General features: G+C 54.6%; 12 protein-coding genes. 7 read left to right on the top strand and 5 right to left on the bottom strand.

All coding sequences use genetic code 11. From position 1 onward, the window contains the following. Positions 1–378 precede the first annotated feature (378 nt). The 4 genes from KJZ99_10050 to KJZ99_10035 form a co-directional block, all read right to left on the bottom strand. A complete protein-coding gene (locus KJZ99_10050) occupies positions 379–636 on the bottom strand; it encodes a hypothetical protein (protein MCL4306246.1) in 258 nt (85 codons plus the stop codon). A 207-nt stretch (positions 637–843) separates the two neighbouring features. Next, on the bottom strand, positions 844–1,104 hold the full coding sequence (locus KJZ99_10045; protein ID MCL4306245.1) for a helix-turn-helix domain-containing protein: 261 nt from the start codon (positions 1,102–1,104) through the stop codon (positions 844–846). Between the two features lie 336 nt (positions 1,105–1,440). Then, entirely contained in the window at positions 1,441–2,016 is a 576-nt protein-coding gene (locus KJZ99_10040; GenBank protein MCL4306244.1) for a YceI family protein, read from the bottom strand. A 37-nt stretch (positions 2,017–2,053) separates the two neighbouring features. Further along, on the bottom strand, positions 2,054–3,550 hold the full coding sequence (locus tag KJZ99_10035) for a T9SS type A sorting domain-containing protein (GenBank protein MCL4306243.1): 1,497 nt from the start codon (positions 3,548–3,550) through the stop codon (positions 2,054–2,056). Positions 3,551–4,029: 479 nt separating this feature from the next. Between KJZ99_10035 and KJZ99_10030 the strand changes: the two genes are divergently transcribed. From KJZ99_10030 to KJZ99_10020, 3 genes are all read left to right on the top strand, one after another. After that, positions 4,030–5,517 (top strand): hypothetical protein, encoded by a 1,488-nt coding sequence (locus KJZ99_10030; protein MCL4306242.1) that lies wholly within the window; start codon positions 4,030–4,032, stop codon positions 5,515–5,517. A gap of 2 nt (positions 5,518–5,519) precedes the next feature. Continuing rightward, on the top strand, positions 5,520–6,905 hold the full coding sequence (locus KJZ99_10025; GenBank protein MCL4306241.1) for a sigma-54 dependent transcriptional regulator: 1,386 nt from the start codon (positions 5,520–5,522) through the stop codon (positions 6,903–6,905). 269 nt (positions 6,906–7,174) lie between these two features. Continuing rightward, on the top strand, positions 7,175–10,111 hold the full coding sequence (locus KJZ99_10020; GenBank protein MCL4306240.1) for a CapA family protein: 2,937 nt from the start codon (positions 7,175–7,177) through the stop codon (positions 10,109–10,111). Positions 10,112–10,189: 78 nt separating this feature from the next. Here the strand turns inward: KJZ99_10020 and KJZ99_10015 are convergent, their stop codons facing one another. Then, entirely contained in the window at positions 10,190–11,614 is a 1,425-nt protein-coding gene (locus KJZ99_10015; GenBank protein MCL4306239.1) for a glutamine synthetase, read from the bottom strand. A 380-nt stretch (positions 11,615–11,994) separates the two neighbouring features. Between KJZ99_10015 and KJZ99_10010 the strand changes: the two genes are divergently transcribed. From KJZ99_10010 to KJZ99_09995, 4 genes are read left to right on the top strand one after another with little or no spacing between them, the layout of a single operon-like run. Continuing rightward, on the top strand, positions 11,995–12,621 hold the full coding sequence (locus tag KJZ99_10010) for a TetR/AcrR family transcriptional regulator (GenBank protein MCL4306238.1): 627 nt from the start codon (positions 11,995–11,997) through the stop codon (positions 12,619–12,621). Then, on the top strand, positions 12,618–13,925 hold the full coding sequence (locus KJZ99_10005) for a TolC family protein (protein MCL4306237.1): 1,308 nt from the start codon (positions 12,618–12,620) through the stop codon (positions 13,923–13,925). Before KJZ99_10010 ends, KJZ99_10005 begins: the two co-directional genes overlap by 4 nt. A 15-nt stretch (positions 13,926–13,940) precedes the next feature. Continuing rightward, a complete protein-coding gene (locus KJZ99_10000) occupies positions 13,941–14,987 on the top strand; it encodes an efflux RND transporter periplasmic adaptor subunit (GenBank protein ID MCL4306236.1) in 1,047 nt (348 codons plus the stop codon). A gap of 6 nt (positions 14,988–14,993) precedes the next feature. Further along, positions 14,994–18,116, top strand: coding sequence for an efflux RND transporter permease subunit (locus KJZ99_09995; protein ID MCL4306235.1), 3,123 nt, complete (start codon positions 14,994–14,996; stop codon positions 18,114–18,116). Positions 18,117–18,196 lie beyond the last annotated feature (80 nt).

The following is an 18,196-nucleotide window of genomic DNA, read 5'->3' as shown; positions in this document are numbered from 1 at the left end:
CACCTGCGAAAACGAAAACTGCGCAGACCAACAAATGTCCGCGCAGTCTTGCTATATTGATACCCCGTAAGGCGAGGCTACTGACCCAGCTACGAACTTTCATAAGAAATCACTTCCGCGCGACGGATAGCCCGCCCCGGCTCCAGTCCAAGTATGATTATCATATTTCGACACAATTTACGACACGATCCGAAGTCTGTCAATAGACCAAAAGGACAATACCAATGTTTGCAAGTTGCACTCAAATATCGCTATCTCTTTACTTCCAGCATCTTATGGAACGATCAGGAAGATTCCGGACTTGCGGCTCAGGTTTATTTGAACCATTTTGCCTCTGTATGACTCCAGATTTTGGGTCTGCTGTGCTTGGAAGCGCAGCTACTCAGAACCACCATTTCGAATGGAATCCACGTCAATTTGAAGCTTAGTGGTCTGCAGCTGCAGCGTCCTGCGGCTGACGCCAAGTTTCCGCGCCGCCTCAGAGATATTCCCGCCTTCTTCGCTCAGCACTTTAGTGACTAACTGCTTATGAAACTGCTCAGTCGCAAGGCGATAGTCAAGCACGTAGACCCCGCCTTCGACTTCAATGCGCGCCTTTCGGCGAACACTTGCTTTTTTCTTGCGATTCTTCTTCACGCTTCTTCCCCAATAACATGATCAGTCGACAAAAAAAGTGTGCAGTAATTTGCACACTAAACTACGTAGCATTCGCTTGCCGAACCGGCTGGCATCGCCATCGATGGCGAAACACGTTTGCAGCACTTACTAATAGGAACAAAAATCATTCATGAGTCGCCTTTGCACTAATTCTGATTTTCTGCTTAGCTTCCTTGGAGGAGTCCCTTAACTCGCCCCATGACTGCTTTCCGTTTCTTCCAGACTTTTCGGTCTGCCTGTTCGCTTTGGACCGAGAACCGCATGCAGACTCTCTCGGGTGAATCTGCGATCTCCCCTACTGTTAATACGAATGCACTCCAGCAAGCCATTGCGGCACCACCTTCGTATCGTATTCTTGGAGACTCCCAGCAGATCCGCCGCTTGCTGAATTGTGAGCAACAAATCCGAGGGGAGGTGCGATTCCGGTCCACTACCCTCAGAAGTCATGTAGTGTCCCAGTTTTTTCGCAAATTATGGTAAATCTAACCCAATCAATGCAATGTCGCAACAAATCTTCGAAAGATTTGGAAATTGTTAGTCAGTTGTATAAGTCGTTTATTGTTATTCAGTTATGAGATTCCGTTGAAAAGTCTGGATAAGTTAGGATAAGTTCCGCTAACCCTTGGCCGAGGCGCGTGCTCCTCTCAAAAAATATTCAAGAAACTTGTTGACTTGAGGATGGTGGAAGAAGTGCGAAAAGACTGTCACACCAAGCAATGGTAGGAACAAGAAGCCCTCGGAGTTTCTCCGAGGGCTTCATCGTCTTTGCGCGGGCAGAAGTCTCTAACGTGAACGTCTCGCCACTAACTTGACTTCGATCTTCTGTTCGTCGGCGAGTTTCATCACCAGAAACTCAGGGCGTTTGATTTGATGGTCCTTCAGCGAAATTGAGAAACTGGATTCGATTCTGAGCTCATCGCCGCCGTTTGACAGAGTAAGATGCGTTTCTGGAGCAATCTCGCGCGTCACTCCATGCAGCGCAAGTGCTCCGCTCACCTTGACGGCAGTGCGTTCGCCAGGTTGCAGGCTTCCAGTGGGAATGAAAAGCGTGTTGAGCGTGAAAACAGCCTCGGGAAATATCTGCGTCTCGAGATGATTTTCCCGCATGTGCTTGTTGCGCAGACTGAGGCCCGTGTCAAGCGATGCCAAGTCAAGGTGAATCTCAGCCTGACCTGAGGACGTGCCGTCAGGGAGGGAGACATATCCTGTCACCATATGCGTCTTGCCGACGACCTGTTCAAGCGGTGCGTCGCTGGTGAACGTGACCAGGTTCTCCACGTTGCCCTGCACGATCGTGAACATTTCTCCGGCAACACTTACTCCGAATCCGCACAGTACGGCCAGTAATACTCGTCTCATCTGGAATCTCCCCCTTCTATATCGTTTGGAAGAAAGATCATTTTAGCAGCATCATCTTCCGGGTTTCGATCAAGTCGTTGCTGCGAAGCTGATAGAAATATGCTCCGCTGGGAAGGTTCTCGGCGACGAATTCGACTCGATGTGTTCCGCTGGACAACACATCTCGTATCGGCTGGGCGACTTGCTGACCAAGAATGTCATAGATTGTCAGTGTGGTTAGTCCTGCGGCGGGAAGCACAAACTCAATCGTCGTGGCCGGGTTAAAAGGGTTAGGGTAGTTTTGTGCGAGATCCATGTGCGAGACGTGCGCGTGATGATGATCATGCGGTGCGGAACTGCTCACCTCAGCGATTCTGCGCCGGAAGATGCGCCCGTCACCCGTGACCATAAATCCCAGCGAGTCACTGACGAAGTAAACGCTCGTGAAGGTCGCGACGACAGGCGGGATTTGCGTATGCCACATTCCTCCCTCGCTCATCAAGGACGCAAGGAAGCCGCCAGCACCGCACACCCACCCGAAGTCCGAACCTCGGACGTGGATGTCCTGCAGAGCGACCGTCGTCCCGCTGGCCTGTGGAGTCCAATTGAGACCGCCATTCGTGGTCGCATAGATTCGTCCCTGCCCTCCAGCCGCCCACGCATGGTTCTCGTCTATCGCCACGACTGCCTCAAATTCGTCTTCTTCGCCTCCCGGCACGCTCAATTGAGTATTCCAGTTCGCACCGCCGTTCGACGTATAGAGAATCAGTCCGTCAGACCCGACAATCCAGCCGCGTTGGCCGTCGAGCATGTAGATACCGCGCAAGTCGTCCGTTGCCGGACTGCTCTGCGGGTTCCAGGTTTGACCGCCGTTGGTCGTGCGGATGAGGATACCGTTTCTGCCGACCGCCCATCCATTTTGCGAGTCCGTGAACCAGATGTCCCGCAGCTTCTCTTCGACACCGCTGTTCTGCGGCGTCCAGCTCTGACCACCATTGGTCGTGTGCAGAATCATGCCATCGTTGCCGCACGCCCAGCCTTCAGTCGCACTAATAAAGAACACCGCTTCCGCATCGTCTGACGTTCCCACCAGCTGCCATGAGTCTCCGCCGTTCGTCGTGCGCAGGATTCCCTGCTCGCCGGCGATCCAGCCAATGTTTGCGTCCCAGAATCGCACGTCAGCGAGTGGAAGAGCTGTCGGACTGGTAAGTTCAACCCACGCTGTGTCGGTGCCCTGTCCACCACCTACCGTGATGACGCCCGTCATGTTGGAGTGATAGAGACAGACATATGGATACGAGCCGTCAGAATTAAATTGAGTTCCCCACACGGCACCGACATTCAAAAAGCCGCTGTCGAACAATCCGGTCGTAGACGTCGCCGTGTGGGGAGCGACATCGTTGTTCGTGAAGATCACGCTGTCTCCGGCCGAAATCGAAATCGATTGCGGCGCGAACGAAAAGTTCTGGATTGACACATGGTGAGTAGCAGACCAGCCTGCTGTTGACCACCAGAGTAGAGCGAGTGAAATCGTGCTAAGAAGCCTGAGTCTCATGGGTCGTTTACCTGTTCGGGTGTTTATGGTTAGTATCATAATCTGGGCGCGGGGCGCGCCGGGCCTGGCCGAGCCCTGTGAAGCTGCCACCGCATAAAAGGGATTGGGGAAGCGAGGACCGCAACGACTGAAGGAACTCATGACAGCCACGCTGCATTGCGGTCCCCGTTTTGCATATGGCAACGGGTGTGCCACAACGTCATTTGGTCCGCACGTACTTTGATAAGAGTATATTAAATAAAATATTACAAAGCGACCCAGGACTTTCCGTGCTATGTAGTTTGTTAAGCTGAGTTAGATCATTTTCTGGGACATTTTGGGGGCATATTGACTTACTCAAATTTTTTCATACCTTTACGACTGTAGAACAATTGCCACACAAATGACAACGATTTCGCCGAAGTGGGGCAGGAAAGTCACAGTCCAAGCAACTACCGCAGATCAATTATGAAGTCCAATAATTCCAACGGGTCACGCGCATGCCCCAACGCCCGGCACCTCGCCTGACTCGCTATTTCGCCTTCAACTTCCTGCTCCTTGATCTCCTGATTGTCGGGATTGGCGGCTTTGTGGCCTATGGCCTCGGCCGCGCGAATCTCATTTCGGTCGCGGAGCAATACGGCAGTGCCGCAGTCAGCCACCTGGCCCGCTCCATTGATAAGTTCTACCTCGAGCCGTGGCAAATGACATTTGACACTTTTCCCTTCGATCATCCGCTGGCCCATCGCGAGCTAACGGGGATTGTGCATACGTTTGTCAGCGGATTTCAGATCGAGCGCATCAGTATTTATGACAAGCAGCACAAGCTGGTCTTTTCAACGGATTCGACACGGGAAGGGAGGTCAGAGCCGACCAACTCCATGCTGCTCTCGGCCTTGGCCGGCAAGTCGTCCTCTAAACTCGTTAGCGAACAGACTCCGGGACATCTGCCGACTGCTGCGAGCGATACGGATCACATGTTGGGCTTTTATCCGGTGGACTTCCGGACAGCCGACAGCAGCTCCGCCCGCTTTGCTTTTGAAGTGCTGATGAACGTTGCACCCACGTATCGCAAAGTCGAGCAGCTGCGCAACGTGATTCTGATAAGCACATTGCTCACGGGTCTGGCACTGTTCTTCGTCGTCTGGGTCATCGCAGTGCGCGCGGACAGAGCGATCCTCGCAGAAAACCAGGAAAGAATGGCGCTTGCACAGGAGATTCAACGGCAGAATGAAAACCTCGAACTGATCGTGGAGCAGCGCACTCAGCAGTTGAGGGATGCACAGGCCGGACTGGTTCAAATGGAGAAGATGTCCGCGACCGGACAGCTTGCGGCAGGCGTCGCGCACGAGATCAATAATCCGGTGGGGATTATCAAGAACCGCATCGAACTGCTTTTGGAGGATGTACAGTCCGGTCGTCCTGTGGAGGATATGGCTGATCATCTTTCGATGATGCACCGTCAAACGGATCGCATTTCGAAAATTGTCTCCAAACTCCTGACTTTTGCCCGCACGTCTTCGGGAAAACGAGCGGAGTTGCATGTTGACCAGCTGATTCACGGCGTGCTGCTGCTGGTTCGGAAGGAAGTGGAGAAACGGGGAATCGAGCTGGTCTCTGAGATTTCGCCAAAACTTCCGACAGTCAGCGGCGAGATCACGGAGCTTGAGCAAGTCTTCATCAATCTAATCATCAATGCTATGGATGCCACGCCGCGAGGAGGTCGAATCAGGATCGTCGCGGAGCAGATAGACTCGCGAGTCCAGATACGCGTCGAAGACAACGGCGCAGGTATCCCCGCGGAAATTCTCACGAAGATTTTCGATCCGTTTTTTACAACCAAAGACGTCGGAGTCGGAACAGGCCTTGGGCTTGCGATCACGTATCGCTTAGTTGAAGATCACGGTGGCGCCATTCACGTCGCCAGCATGACAGGTCAGGGAACAACATTCACGGTCAATCTTCCAGCAAACAAACCAGCCGCATGAATATGACACAGTCTTCCAGAATTCTCATTGTTGACGATGAACCGGATCTGCTTGCAAATTGCCAGATGATACTGTCACGCGAAGGCTACGAGGTCCGCACGATGACCGACAGCCTGCACGTTGATCAAGCCGTTGCCGAATTCGATCCGGATCTCCTGATTACCGACTTGATGATTCCCAACCGCGACGGCATGGAAGTGTTGCGGCAGATTAAGTGGTCGCGCAGTGATTTGCCCGTCGTGATGATGACGGCCTTCGCAACTGTAGAGACCGCCGTCGAAGCGATGAAGGAAGGCGCCACGGATTACGTGGTCAAGCCATTTGCTCGGGAACAGCTTGTGCACGCGGTCAAGCGCGCGTTGAAGGAGCGCAAGCTGCTGCAGGAGAATCACCGCCTGCGCCATGAGCTGGCTCAGCATAAGGGCTCCTCTTCGATTATCGCGGTGGATCCTGCGATGCGCGAAGTTATGCAGATGCTCGCGCGCGTGGGGGATACGGAAGCTTCCGTATTGATTCAGGGAGAGTCGGGAACCGGTAAGGAAATCATTGCCCGCGCACTGCATCAAGCGAGTCGCCGCAACGGTTCGCCGTTTCTCGCGGTAAACTGTGGTGCGCTTCCCGCTAATCTGGTCGAAAGCGAGTTGTTCGGCCATGAAAAAGGTTCATTTACGGGAGCTTCCACCGCACGCAAGGGAATGCTCGAAGAAGCACAGGGCGGTACTTTCTTCTTTGACGAAATTACAGAGATGGAATTGGCAATGCAGGCAAAACTCCTGCGCGTCATTCAAGAGCGGACGGTGCGCAGGGTAGGTGGGAACCGCGAGATCCCGCTGGATGTGCGAATCATCTCCGCGACAAACCGTGATCCGCAGGAGGCCGTTCAGCAAAGACAGTTCCGCGAAGACCTGTATTTTCGAATCGCGGTTGTGACCCTGCACGTTCCCCCGCTTCGGAAGCGTCCCGATGATATCCCCGCTCTCGCCCATCACTTCCTTAAAGAGATCGGCGATGCGTATGGACGTTCGCTGGAGGGCTTCACACCGCAGGTTCTGGAAATTTTCCAGAGCTATGACTGGCCGGGAAACGTGCGTGAGTTGCGCAATGTCGTGGAACGCGCCATTTCGCTGGCGAGCAAATCGGTGGTCAGAGAAGAAGATTTGCCCGCACAGCTTCAATCCACCACAAAGCGGGTACCTCAAGTGGACGCGCAATTGACCTATGACATTGCCAAAGCGCGACTGCTGGACCAGTTTCAGACACAGTATTTCTCGCAATTGCTCACGGAAGAGAAGGGAAACATCAGCCGCGTGGCAACACGTGCGGGTGTGGACCGCAAAACTGTCTACCGGATATTGAATCAGGTGGGATTAGCGAAGAGTTTAGACTGACACGCAGAGTTACAACGTAAACAAGGCCCGCCGAAAGGTGGGCCTTTTCAATGCAAAGTTCCTCCCCGACGTCAGAGAAAGCAGTTGTCTACACCTCAAACCCTCATTTTAACAACGTGTTACCAAGAACCGGCATGATGGAAGCGAACCTGACCCAAAGCATCTTATTCCAAGAACTTACAAAATGCGGTTGACAAGCCGCCAACGCACCGCTATATTTACTGCATGGCACCTCGACAATTCTCCAAGATTATTGCGGAGCCCCTTCCATGAAGCGGGTAGCTCTTTTCGCACTCTCACTGCTTGTCATCGTGACGCTGTCCGTGAATTCGGCGCAGACGCAAACTCGTCCGGGACATTCGGCTCTCGACGAACCTTCCACAACACTGACAATCCTGCGCACAGACGAAGGGTTTCTGCTGAACTGGTTTCCTGCCGCTCACCTGAGTTATTGGGCTGTTCTGCTCGGCACGTCCGCGGACATGCTCAATGCGGACACTCTGGCGATTACCAGCGACACGTTCTACTTTCATCGCTACGAGGAGGGTGTCGAAGCGCTGGGATTCTTCCGCGTCGACCCTGTAGACTTTGCTCTGCCGCCGGACACGGGGATTACTCTTGCGTCTTTTGAGGACAGCCCGAATCTCTTGAGCATCGCGGGTGAAGACCTCGAACCGTCGGGTGCCGAAATCTCAGATGAGGACTTCTATGAGGGGGCTCATTCTCTGCGCATGTTTGGAAATTCCTGGAAGCGCATCGCAATTCCGCCCTATAGCGTGGGAGCCAACACTGTTTGGGCCGTTGCCGCCAAGCTCCTGCGTCTCGGTGAGATTCAGGCGTTCGGCGTGGCAGATTCGGTCGAGGTGATGTATTACATTCTCTGGGGGAAGGAAGCTCCTCAGTCGCTCCGCTGGAACACAGCATACGAAGGGTGGTTTGAGAATGGAGTGTGGAACGAAGTGCTCTTTCCGATTGGCGAAGACTGGCTGGGCCGCTTCGGGTATCTGCCGCGTATCACGGAACTTCGGTTTGTCAACGACAACGACACGGTGGCAGTGGATGGAGAAGTCTTTTTCGATGAAGTCCGCGATGTAACGGAAACCTTACCCCTTCCCCCTGTCGTGCAGTTCAGCTGGAATATCCAGAGTCATTCGCATCCGGACTCCATTCAAGTGAATTTCCATTCACTTGCCTATGACTTGGATAGCCCCTGGCTGACGCACCGCTGGGATTTCGGTGATGGGACGATCTCGTCCTTGCAGAATCCCTCTCGCGTCTATCCCGCCCACAGTCGTCACACTGTTACACTCGATGTGACCGACAGCGATTCCCGAGCCAACTGGGCCACTCAGGTGGTCGTGGATTCCCCTGTGACAGGTTTGCGCCAACTCTGGTTCGCATTCACGGGGGATGTGATTACGGGGCGTGGATACGAAAACAACAACGGCATCATTGAATCGTGGGGCGTTGATACCCTCTTTGAACCGACCTATCCCTGGTTGCAAACTGCGGATCTGACCTCCATGAATCTCGAGTGCCCGTTGACAACGGCGACGGAACGGCATCCGACCAAGGGAATCGTTTTCAAGTCGCGTCCTGCGAATGTCAGCGGATTGGTGAACGCGGGCGTGGACTTCGTGACACTCGCCAACAATCACGTCTTTGACTACTTGACTGCAGGAATGCTCGAAACAATGTACGTATTGGACACGGCGGGAATAGTTCACAACGGTTCAGGTATGAACGACGAGCTTGCGCGCCGCGTGCGCTTCCTGTCGCGCAACGGACTATCGATTGCCATGCTGAGCTTCTCGGACCGCACAGGCTCATACAACAACGTGCAGCCGTTTCTGGATGCGGCGCGTTCGCGGCCTGGCTTTGCCATGTGGAATCGCAGCGCGATTGAGTCGACTGTCCCTGCTGCGGGTCAGCTGGCCGATTTCGTCGTGATCAACACACATTCGGGAAGCGAGTATTCACTCGAACCTATCCTGCAGATGCAGTCTGAGCAGGAACCGTTCGGCGACGAAGACATGCTCTTTGAGCTTGTGCCCGACACGTTGGAACGGCAGATCAGGCAATACGCGATCGACCAGGGCGCAGATCTCGTCATCGCACATCACCCGCACATCATTCAGGGATTTGAAGTCTACAACGGCAAACTTATCGCGCACAGTCTCGGCAATTTTATTTTCGATCTGACGTATGCGGAAACCATGCCAACGGTCATTCTGCGCACGCACTTCTCTGAAGGCGTCGGCGTAGATGCAGCCGTCGTGCATCCGGCCTATATCAACCACTGGATTCCGCAGCCGGCGCGTGGAGAGTTGGCGCGCAACATTCTGGACTATGAAACCGAAATGTCGCGCAGGCTTGGCACGTGGCTCATCCGTCCGCTGGGAGCGGACAGCGCGTTTATCGTATTCGACACGCTGACGACTCTGCGAATCCCCGCTTTCCGTGAGGACACGCTGGCATTGGCACAGTCGGGAAGTTGGTGGATATCCGAGCCGCACTCGTTGCCTGACATCGGCTACCCTGTGTCAGCGGAAGTTCTGAATGGTGAGAATTTCCAGATTCGCTACGGCCGCGAGTTGCTCTACTTCGGAAACATGGAAGATGAAGGCGCGAACGATTGGCTGCTGAACAGCGCGGATGAAGGCTACAACACGGACTTCGCACACAGCGGTCAGCGCAGTATTCGTTTGCGCCGAAATACGGGAGTTCCGCAAAACGTAGTCGCCAACAATGAGTTTAGAATTCGTCTCTTGACGTCGCTGCAGCACAGCATCGTGGGCTATGTTCGAACGGAGAATGCCGCAAGTGTCGCCATTCAAGCGCAATACTATTCATTGCGATCTGGAGGCACTCTTCTCTCGCAAGTTGACATCGGGACGATGCTTAACGGCACGACTGAGTGGGTGAAGCGCAGCGCATCGCTTTCTCCTCCGGGCAGCACGAATTTCATTGTCATCCGCTTCACTTTGTCCGCGCCCGCCGCCAATACGGGATATGCGTGGTTTGATGATGTCTCGCTTGTGCAATGGGATGACTGGCAAGCGGAGCCGGCTTCTGCACCGTTCCCGAATGACTGTCACTTTGTGCAGGTGCGATCGGCGAGCGCATCGACACAAGCAGTGCTTCGCTACCGCACGGACACGCTCGGCGGGTTTCCTGCGGCGCTGCAACGTCAGGCAATGCAGTAAACTACTCGTATCATAAACTCAAAAGGAAGCCCCGGCGAAATGCCGGGGCTTCATAGTTTTGTGCAAGCCGCTGATGCGTTATCCGGCAGACTTCAGACGCGCAATCTCGGCATCCATCAGCACGGGAGAGAAAACGTCGTTGGCCTCAAATACCGCGCGCTCCTGCTCCAGCAGCTCGGCAATCTCGGCGAATCCTCGCGGGATGGACTTGCTTGCAACGGTATCCTTGGCGTCCGCACGCAGGCTGTCAAGCAGCTTGGAACGATCCGTGAACGAGTTCGCAGCCCGAGCGGCCTGCACGATGCCCGCCAGCAGGAAGTGCGGAACCGCCGAGCCGTCCGGAAGCCGGAATTCGACCGTCTCCGCTGTGACGGTGCCGCCGTCCGCATCTTTGGTGATAATCGGCAGACGCACAAGAGCCTTGCGGTTATACTGCCCCCAAGTCACTCCCGCAGGAGACTCCTTTCCTTGAAAGAGCCGCACGAACGAGCTCTTGGTGCGATTCCCGAAGACCATCAGCGCACAACCATGTTTCAGTAGCCCTGCGATTAATACTTCCGCGTATTTACTGACCTTTCCGCCGGCTTCCAGCACAGTTAGGTATTGTCCATCCCGATAACCGGCAAGGTGGAAGTGCATGCCGCTTCCCGCGTGCCCGCGTTTCACCACAGGATCGAAACTGATGCGCAAACCTGCTTCGTGAGCGAGATTCCGCAAGACCCAGTGAGTCAGAGCGACGGAGTCAGCGGCCTCAGGCAGTGGCCTTAGCGCCAACTCAATCTCGTGCTGTTCCCACGTCAGGTCGGAGTCGCTCTCCGCTCCGGCAAATCCCACCTCACTGTGAGCATACTTCGCCGGAACTCCCATTTCCGCCAGCAGTGTCAGCGCGCGTCGGCGCAATTCCTGTCCAAACACCATCGGGGCGCTGGCGTGATAGCCGCGATCTTCATTTGTCACGTCCACGTTGTCCGCAGCGTGGTGGCCGATGAAATACTCGATTTCACCGAGTGCGTGCAATTCGTAACCTGACTCCTTAAGCAACAAGTCGTAGGCGCGGCGAACAACCGAATCACCAGACTGCGGGAGCGGTTTGCCCTCGCGCGTAATGTGGCCGCACAGAATTGCCAGTGTCCCCTCGCGGGAGAACGGATCGACAAATGCCGTTTCGAGGCGCGGTTTCAAGACTATATCCGAGGCGCCCGATGCAATACCGAGTCCGGGGAACAGACTCGATCCGTCAGCGCGCTCGCCGTATCGGACAATTTGCATGAAGTGATTATGGTCACGTGGCGCAAAGTCGAGCGTCTTCAACATGCCGTCTCCGCAAACATGCATGAGCGACACTTGACGAAGATTCAATGTGACAAATACATTGGCAAGATCGTGCTCTGTCCATTTGGACGCCGACTTGCCTAACAGGCGTTCGATTCGCGATGCAGGTTCAATCAAAGTGCTGTTGCGTGTTGCGGCAAGCGATGTCGGGAGTGTAGTATCGCGATTCATGGTTTCCGGGTTGTCTATAGGTATTCTAATGGTCTCGACGAAAAGGGCCGTCCTTGAGTCCGGAGCCGCTCAAAATCGGGGCAACTCCTCGAGTCCCGTGCTCCGGTCTCAGGCACCTGTGAAAAGATACACAAAGTCTTATCCGCAATCAACTACAGGACTTATTGACTGATTTAAGGGCGTCAAAGTGCCCAACACCACCTCGGTCCGAGCGCAGCAGAACAACCGCAAAATGCCTCTCGAAAATCTCAAGAATTCTATTTTATGCATAAAATACAAATAGTTAAATATTTGACCGACTGGTCGGTTTGCTATTGACACTGAAAAATGAAGAGCGTAGATTGTCACCCAATTGACTGACCAGTCGGTTTGGAGACAAAATGACAGAACATCTGCTTAAAGACCAACGCCTCGAACAAATCCTTGTCGCCGCAGGACGCCTGTTCGCCACCAAAGGATACGACAAGACTTCAGTAGACGAAATCGCCCGCGAAGCCGGACTTTCCAAAGGCGCTATCTACTGGTATTTCCCCTCAAAAGAGCAAATCCTGATTGCTTTGGCAGAGCAGTTCGAACACCAAAGCCAAAGCGCGGTGATTCAGATGGCCCAGGACACTCAGCTTGGCCCGGAAGCCCTCTATCTCGCACATCGATTCTTATATGAGCAAAAGGCCAATGACCCGTTGCCTGACCTCCTGTTTCAACAGTTTGTCAGCATGAGCGCGAAATACCCTGAAGTTGCCGAAGCACTTGACCGCAATCACAAGAATTGGGTGAACGTCATCACACAGCTTCTGGAACGTGGTGTGAGTGAAGGACGCTTTAAGCATTTCGATACCCGTTTGATTGCAGAAGCGATCAGTGCGCTGTATCGCGGCACTTGCACGACACGCTATGAAAACCCCGAACAAGCCTACAAGATTATCGAATACACATGCAAACTTGTCTACGATGCCATCGTCACGGACAAACGCAAACAGGAACTCGCAGAGGGGGTGACTGCATGAGACAATTCGGATTTCTGACGCTTTTACTGGCTGTGGTGACTGCCGCAAACGGCATGACGCTGAACGAAGCGATTGCCATCGCCAAGTCACGCTCGCTTGCACAGCAACGACCGCGAATTGAGCAGCAGAAGGCACGCGGACAATTGGACGAAGCATGGTCAAACGCATTGCCGCAGATAGAAGGACATGTCGGCTATCAACGCGCGCTCAAGAAAGGCAAGATTTTCTTCCCCAATCCCGAGACCGGCGATTTTGCAGCTCTCGAGCTTGATCAGGAAAATGCGCTTCAAGCAAACGTAACCTTGAATCAGCCTCTCCTCACGTTCGGTCGTATCGCAGCGGGCGTGCGTGGTGCAAAAGCCTACACATTGGCCGCCAAGCATGGAGTGGAACGGCAGGAGTCGCAAACTGAACTCGATGTCATGCAGCGCTTCTGGACGGTGCTCTTAATGCGCGATGTGGTCAGCGCGCGCGAGTTGAGTCTCGCGGTAAGCGACAGTTCCTTGAAACGCGCTGAGCGCATGCGCGACGTCGGCTTGCTAAGCGACTATGATGTTCTGCGAGTACGAGTTCAGGCGCAAAACCAGCGACCTGAACTGGACCGCGCCCGCAGCGATCTGCAGCTCGCGGAGCTTTCGCTTCGGGAATATCTCGGAGTCCCGATAGATACGACCTTCCAAATCGAAGGAAGTTTGGCTGAATACGCCCTGGGCGTGGACACGGCGGAAGTCGAGTCGGACCTGAAGGAGCGTGACGATATCATGGCATTGCGCAACGCCGCCGTGGCGCAGGAAAATCTCTACGTCATCTATCGCAATGCTCGCTGGCCGGTTCTCGGCGGTCAGTTAAAGTATCAGTGGCAGTGGCAGAACAATGAGTGGGATGTGCATCCACGCAACAACTACTCGGCCCTCTACGCGGGAGTGTCATTGACAATCCCGATCTGGAGCAGCGGTGCGACGCACGGCAAGGCGCTCCAATACAAGGCCGACTGGCGGCGCGCCGAACTGGATCTTGCGCAGGCCGAACGCGGGGCGCGGCTGCAGTATGAATCCGCTGCCAAGGATCTGAAGACCGCGCAGGAGAATGAATCGGCCGCACGGCTCGCGGTGCAGCTCGCCGAAGAGGCCCGCCGTATCGCTCAAACGAAGTTTGCGCAGGGGCAAGTCACGCCGCTGGAAATGGATGCAGTGCAGCTGGACGAATTGACGGCGCGTGTTTCCCTCGCAGACGCCAACTATCGCAGGCTGCTCGCCGCAGCCAGATTGAGACTCGCTCTCGGTCAATCCCCCTTTGCAAATTGAAATCAGGAGAAATAGATGAGTAGAACGCGAATTATCACACTAACGACGTTCATCGGCCTTGTCGTTGCGATCGTGACCGGCAAGGCGCTCAAGGACGCGCACGGCGACATCGCCCAGACTGCATATGCGTCGGTGATTCCCGTCAGCGGCTTCGTGCTGGAGACAGAACCCTTCGAACTATTCGTGGAGAAGAGTGGAACGTTACTGGGCCGTCGTGAATCTGTTCTCTCCGCCGAAGTCGGAGGACAGATTGAGCACGTTTACGCGGATGTCGGCACCGTTGTGAAGGCCGGCCAGCCCTTGCTTAGGCTGGATGACGAACTGCTTGAACTGGATGCCGAGCGAGCCAAAATCGCATTTGAGAAGGCACGGTTGGACTTCGAGCGCGTTGAGAAGCTGTTCAATGAGAAGAGCGTTTCGGAATCGGATTTTGAGAACGCACGTCTTGGCAGGAAGTCCGCGGAAGTGCAATACCGTGCGGCCAAGAAAACCTATGAAGAAGCCACAATTCGTGCCCCCTTTGCCGGAACGATCACCGCGCGCCTGACGGAAGTCGGACAGATGATTGACAGAGGTCAGCCGGTCTTTCAATTGGTCGATATCAGTGAGCTGAAACTTCCACTTCAGATCTCTGAATCCGAACTCAAGTTCATTCAGATCGGAGCGCCGGCAGCGGTTTTTGTGGAAGCGCTCGGTGACACCTTTGCGGCAGAGGTCACTTCAATCGGCGCGCGCGCCATGCAAGGTGCACGAACGTTTCCGGTCGAACTGACCATGAATGGAATAGAGGGTGTGAAATCAGGGATGTTTGCGCGCGCAAAGATCTTTGCGGGAGTGGACGAGAGCAGCTTAGTGGTGCCTCGTGCCGCAACACTGCCGGACGTGGGACGCACCATCGTGTTTGTGGCGAACGGAAACAAGGCGGCGAAAAAGATCGTGCGGATCTTGGGCACGATGGAAGACCGGATTGCCATCAGCGGTCTTGCGGCAGGGGACACCGTCATCGTGACAGGAAACCAGCTGTTGTCGCAAGGCTCCGAAATCAATCTGACGCTGGAGTAAACAAGTATGACTATTACCGAACTATCGATAAAGCGGCCCAGCGCAGTAGCCATGTTCTTCCTGGCGATTGCGGTGCTGGGCATCATGCTCTACCAGCGGCTGCCGGTGGACCTGCTCCCGACGATGAACTGGCCGTACGTCACCGTTGTGACCATCTGGCCGGGCGCAGGCCCGCAGGAAGTTGAAACGATGGTCTCGCGTCCGATTGAAGACGCCGTCGTGTCACTGAACAAGCTCAAGCACATCCGCTCTGTCAATCGCGAGAATGCTTCCGTTGTCATTCTGGAGTTCGATATGTCTGCGGATGCGGACGTCGTCCTCCAGGAAACGCAGCGGATGATAACTACAGTGCGTGCGCTTTTACCGGACGATGCCGAAGAACCGCAGATTTTCAAAGCCGACCTCGGTCAGCTTCCGATTTTACGCCTTGCGGTATCCAGCGAAATGTCCCAGCCGGACCTCTTCACTTTTGTGGATCAGGTCATTCGTCCGAGACTCGAGCAGGTGGATGGAGTCGGTCAAGTCGTCATCACAGGAGCGGCGGAACGTGAAATCCAGATTGCAGTGGATCCCGAAAAGCTCGCTACACACGGACTCTCGTTGACAGAGTTCAATCAGTATCTGGCCGCGGACAATCTGGATGTTCCGGCGGGGAAAGTCTATTCGCAATCGCAGGATTATACGATTCGGTTGTCCGGAAAGTATGAAGCACTTCACGAAATTGAATTGACGCGTCTTCCACTCGCCGACGGGTCAGCCATCTACCTGCGGGATGTCGCGCAGGTCAGTGATACGGTGAAGTCAGACCGCTCGCTCACGCGATTGGACAAGACATCCGCGTTGGGAATTCAAATCGTCAAGCAGGCACAGGCAAACAGCGTGCGCACGTCTGAACGCGTTCGCAAGGTTTTGGATGCGGTGTCGGCGGAGCACGGCACACGCGTCACGATCGAGATCGGTCAGGACATCACAATATTTAACCGCAACTCTATCAAAGAGGTTCAGCGCAATATTGCAGAGGCGCTCATCACAGTTGCCCTGGTCCTGCTCGTGTTCCTGCATTCAATGCGCAATTCCCTGATAGTGTTGATTGCGATTCCGATTTCAATTGTCTCGACGTTCATTTCGATGAAGTTGTTCAACTTCTCGGTGAATCTGATGACGATGATGGCGCTGGGCACAGTGATCGGTGTGCTTGTCGACGATTCAATCGTCGTGCTCGAAAACATCCATCAATGGTTGAAGCGAGGGGCGGACCCCCGAACAGCTGCCATCAAAGGGAGAAATGAGATCGGCCTCGCGGCGGTGTCCATTACGATGGTCGACGTGGTGACATTCCTGCCTATAGCATTCGTTGAAGGACTTGTCGGCAACATATTCCGCGAGTTTTCGGTTGTGTTTGTGACCGCGCTGGTCATGTCGCTGATCGTCTCGTTCACGGTGACACCTCTCTTGGCAAGTCGCTTGAACAGCGCGGAAAATGTTCACGGCGAGAAATGGATGCGCGGTTTTGCCCGCCGGTTTGAAGCAGGATTCGCCGTTCTGGAAAGACGCTATCGAGGAGTGTTGAGCTGGGCACTGTCGCACCGTCTTGCCGTCTTCAGCATGGTCACGGCGGCGATGATCTTTTCGATAGCTCTCATCCCGCTTGGATTTATCGGCAGTGACTTTGTGCCGCCGATGGATCGCGGCGAGTTTGCGATCTTCACCAAGATGCCGCTGGGCTCGACGCTCGAAGAAAACAGCGCAGTCATGTCCCGCGTCGAGAGCTTTCTTGACTCGCACCCCGAAGTAGAACAGGTCATGAGCACGATCGGGCTGCAAGAGTCGGAGTGGGGACTTGAAGAGAGTCCGCGACTGGGCAGCATCCAGGTGAAACTCAGGCCGCGCGATGCACGCAAGCAGAGCACGACCGAGACGCAAAATCAGATTGTTCAGTTCTGCAAAGACATGCCCGGCCTTGAAACTCGAATCAGCGACATCGGTATGTTCGGAATGGCAAACGCCGCACCTATTCAATATGAAGTGCGCGGACAGAACCTCGACAGCGTGCAGGTCGCCGCCGACTACGCCATGAGTGTCCTGCGTCAGGTGCCGGGTGCGCGCGACGTTCAATCAAGCTACCAACTCGGTGCGCCGGAGCTGAAAATTGTCGTGGATCGCGAGCGCGCCGCGTCAAGTTTGTTGACGCCCGGTCAAGTCGCAAACGCATTGCGCAGCGCCGTCAATGGAAATATCATTACGCGATTTCGCACCGGCGAAATTGAAGTGGACATCCGCTCTCTGCTGACGCCCGAGTATCGAAATGATCCGAGCAAGGTCGCGGAAATCGGAGTGAAGAACGGAGCGGGGCAGATGGTGAGACTGGGTGATGTCGCTGACATAGAACGCACGAGCGGTCCTTCGTCCATCATGCGCAAGGATCGCCAGCGGCTTGTCACGGTATCTGCGAACGTCGTTGGCCGCTCACTCGGAGAAGTGCAGGGGGAATTTGATCTCCAAATGGCTCAGTATGTCCCGCCGCAGGGAGTGCAGTTCTTCGCCTATGGTGACGTCGAGAACATGCGCACGATGATCACGGATATGGTGCAGGCGATCTTCCTGTCCATTCTGTTCATCTACATGGTTCTGGTCGTGCTGTATGAAAGCTACATATATCCCTTCGTGGTGATGTTCTCGGTGCCTGTCGCGATTGTGGGAGCGTTCCTCGGTCTGGCTTTGACGGGCTACACACTCTCGATGTTCTCGATGATCGGATTGTTGATTCTGATGGGACTGGTCACTAAGAACGGTATTCTAATCGTCGACTTGACCAACCAACTGCGGCATAAAGGGCGTACGGCACATGAAGCGTTGTTGGAAGCCGGTCCGCGACGACTGCGTCCGATCATCATGACAACGCTGACGATGGTGGTGGGTATGCTTCCCTTAGCGCTGGCGCTCGGCGACGGCTCCGAAATGCGCGCAGGCATGGGTGTCGTGATTATCGGCGGTCTGCTGTCGTCCTTGCTGCTCTCGCTCGTGCTGGTGCCGGTAATGTATACAGTGCTGGACCGTTTCAGCAAAAAGGCCTGGGAAACCGAGACGGAAACACAGACATCTTCTGAGTTGGTGCCCCAAGTCAGTTGAGTCGGCGCCCTGACGCTGACCTTATCATAACGAGGGCTGTTCACGAGTGAGCAGCCCTCGTGCCATTATTCAAGTGTTCA

This window comes from bacterium, from assembly GCA_023382385.1.
Classification (GTDB): Bacteria; Electryoneota; RPQS01; order RPQS01; family RPQS01; genus JABWCQ01.
Note: the sequence above shows the minus strand (reverse complement) of the source record. Positions and strands in the feature narration are given on the sequence as shown.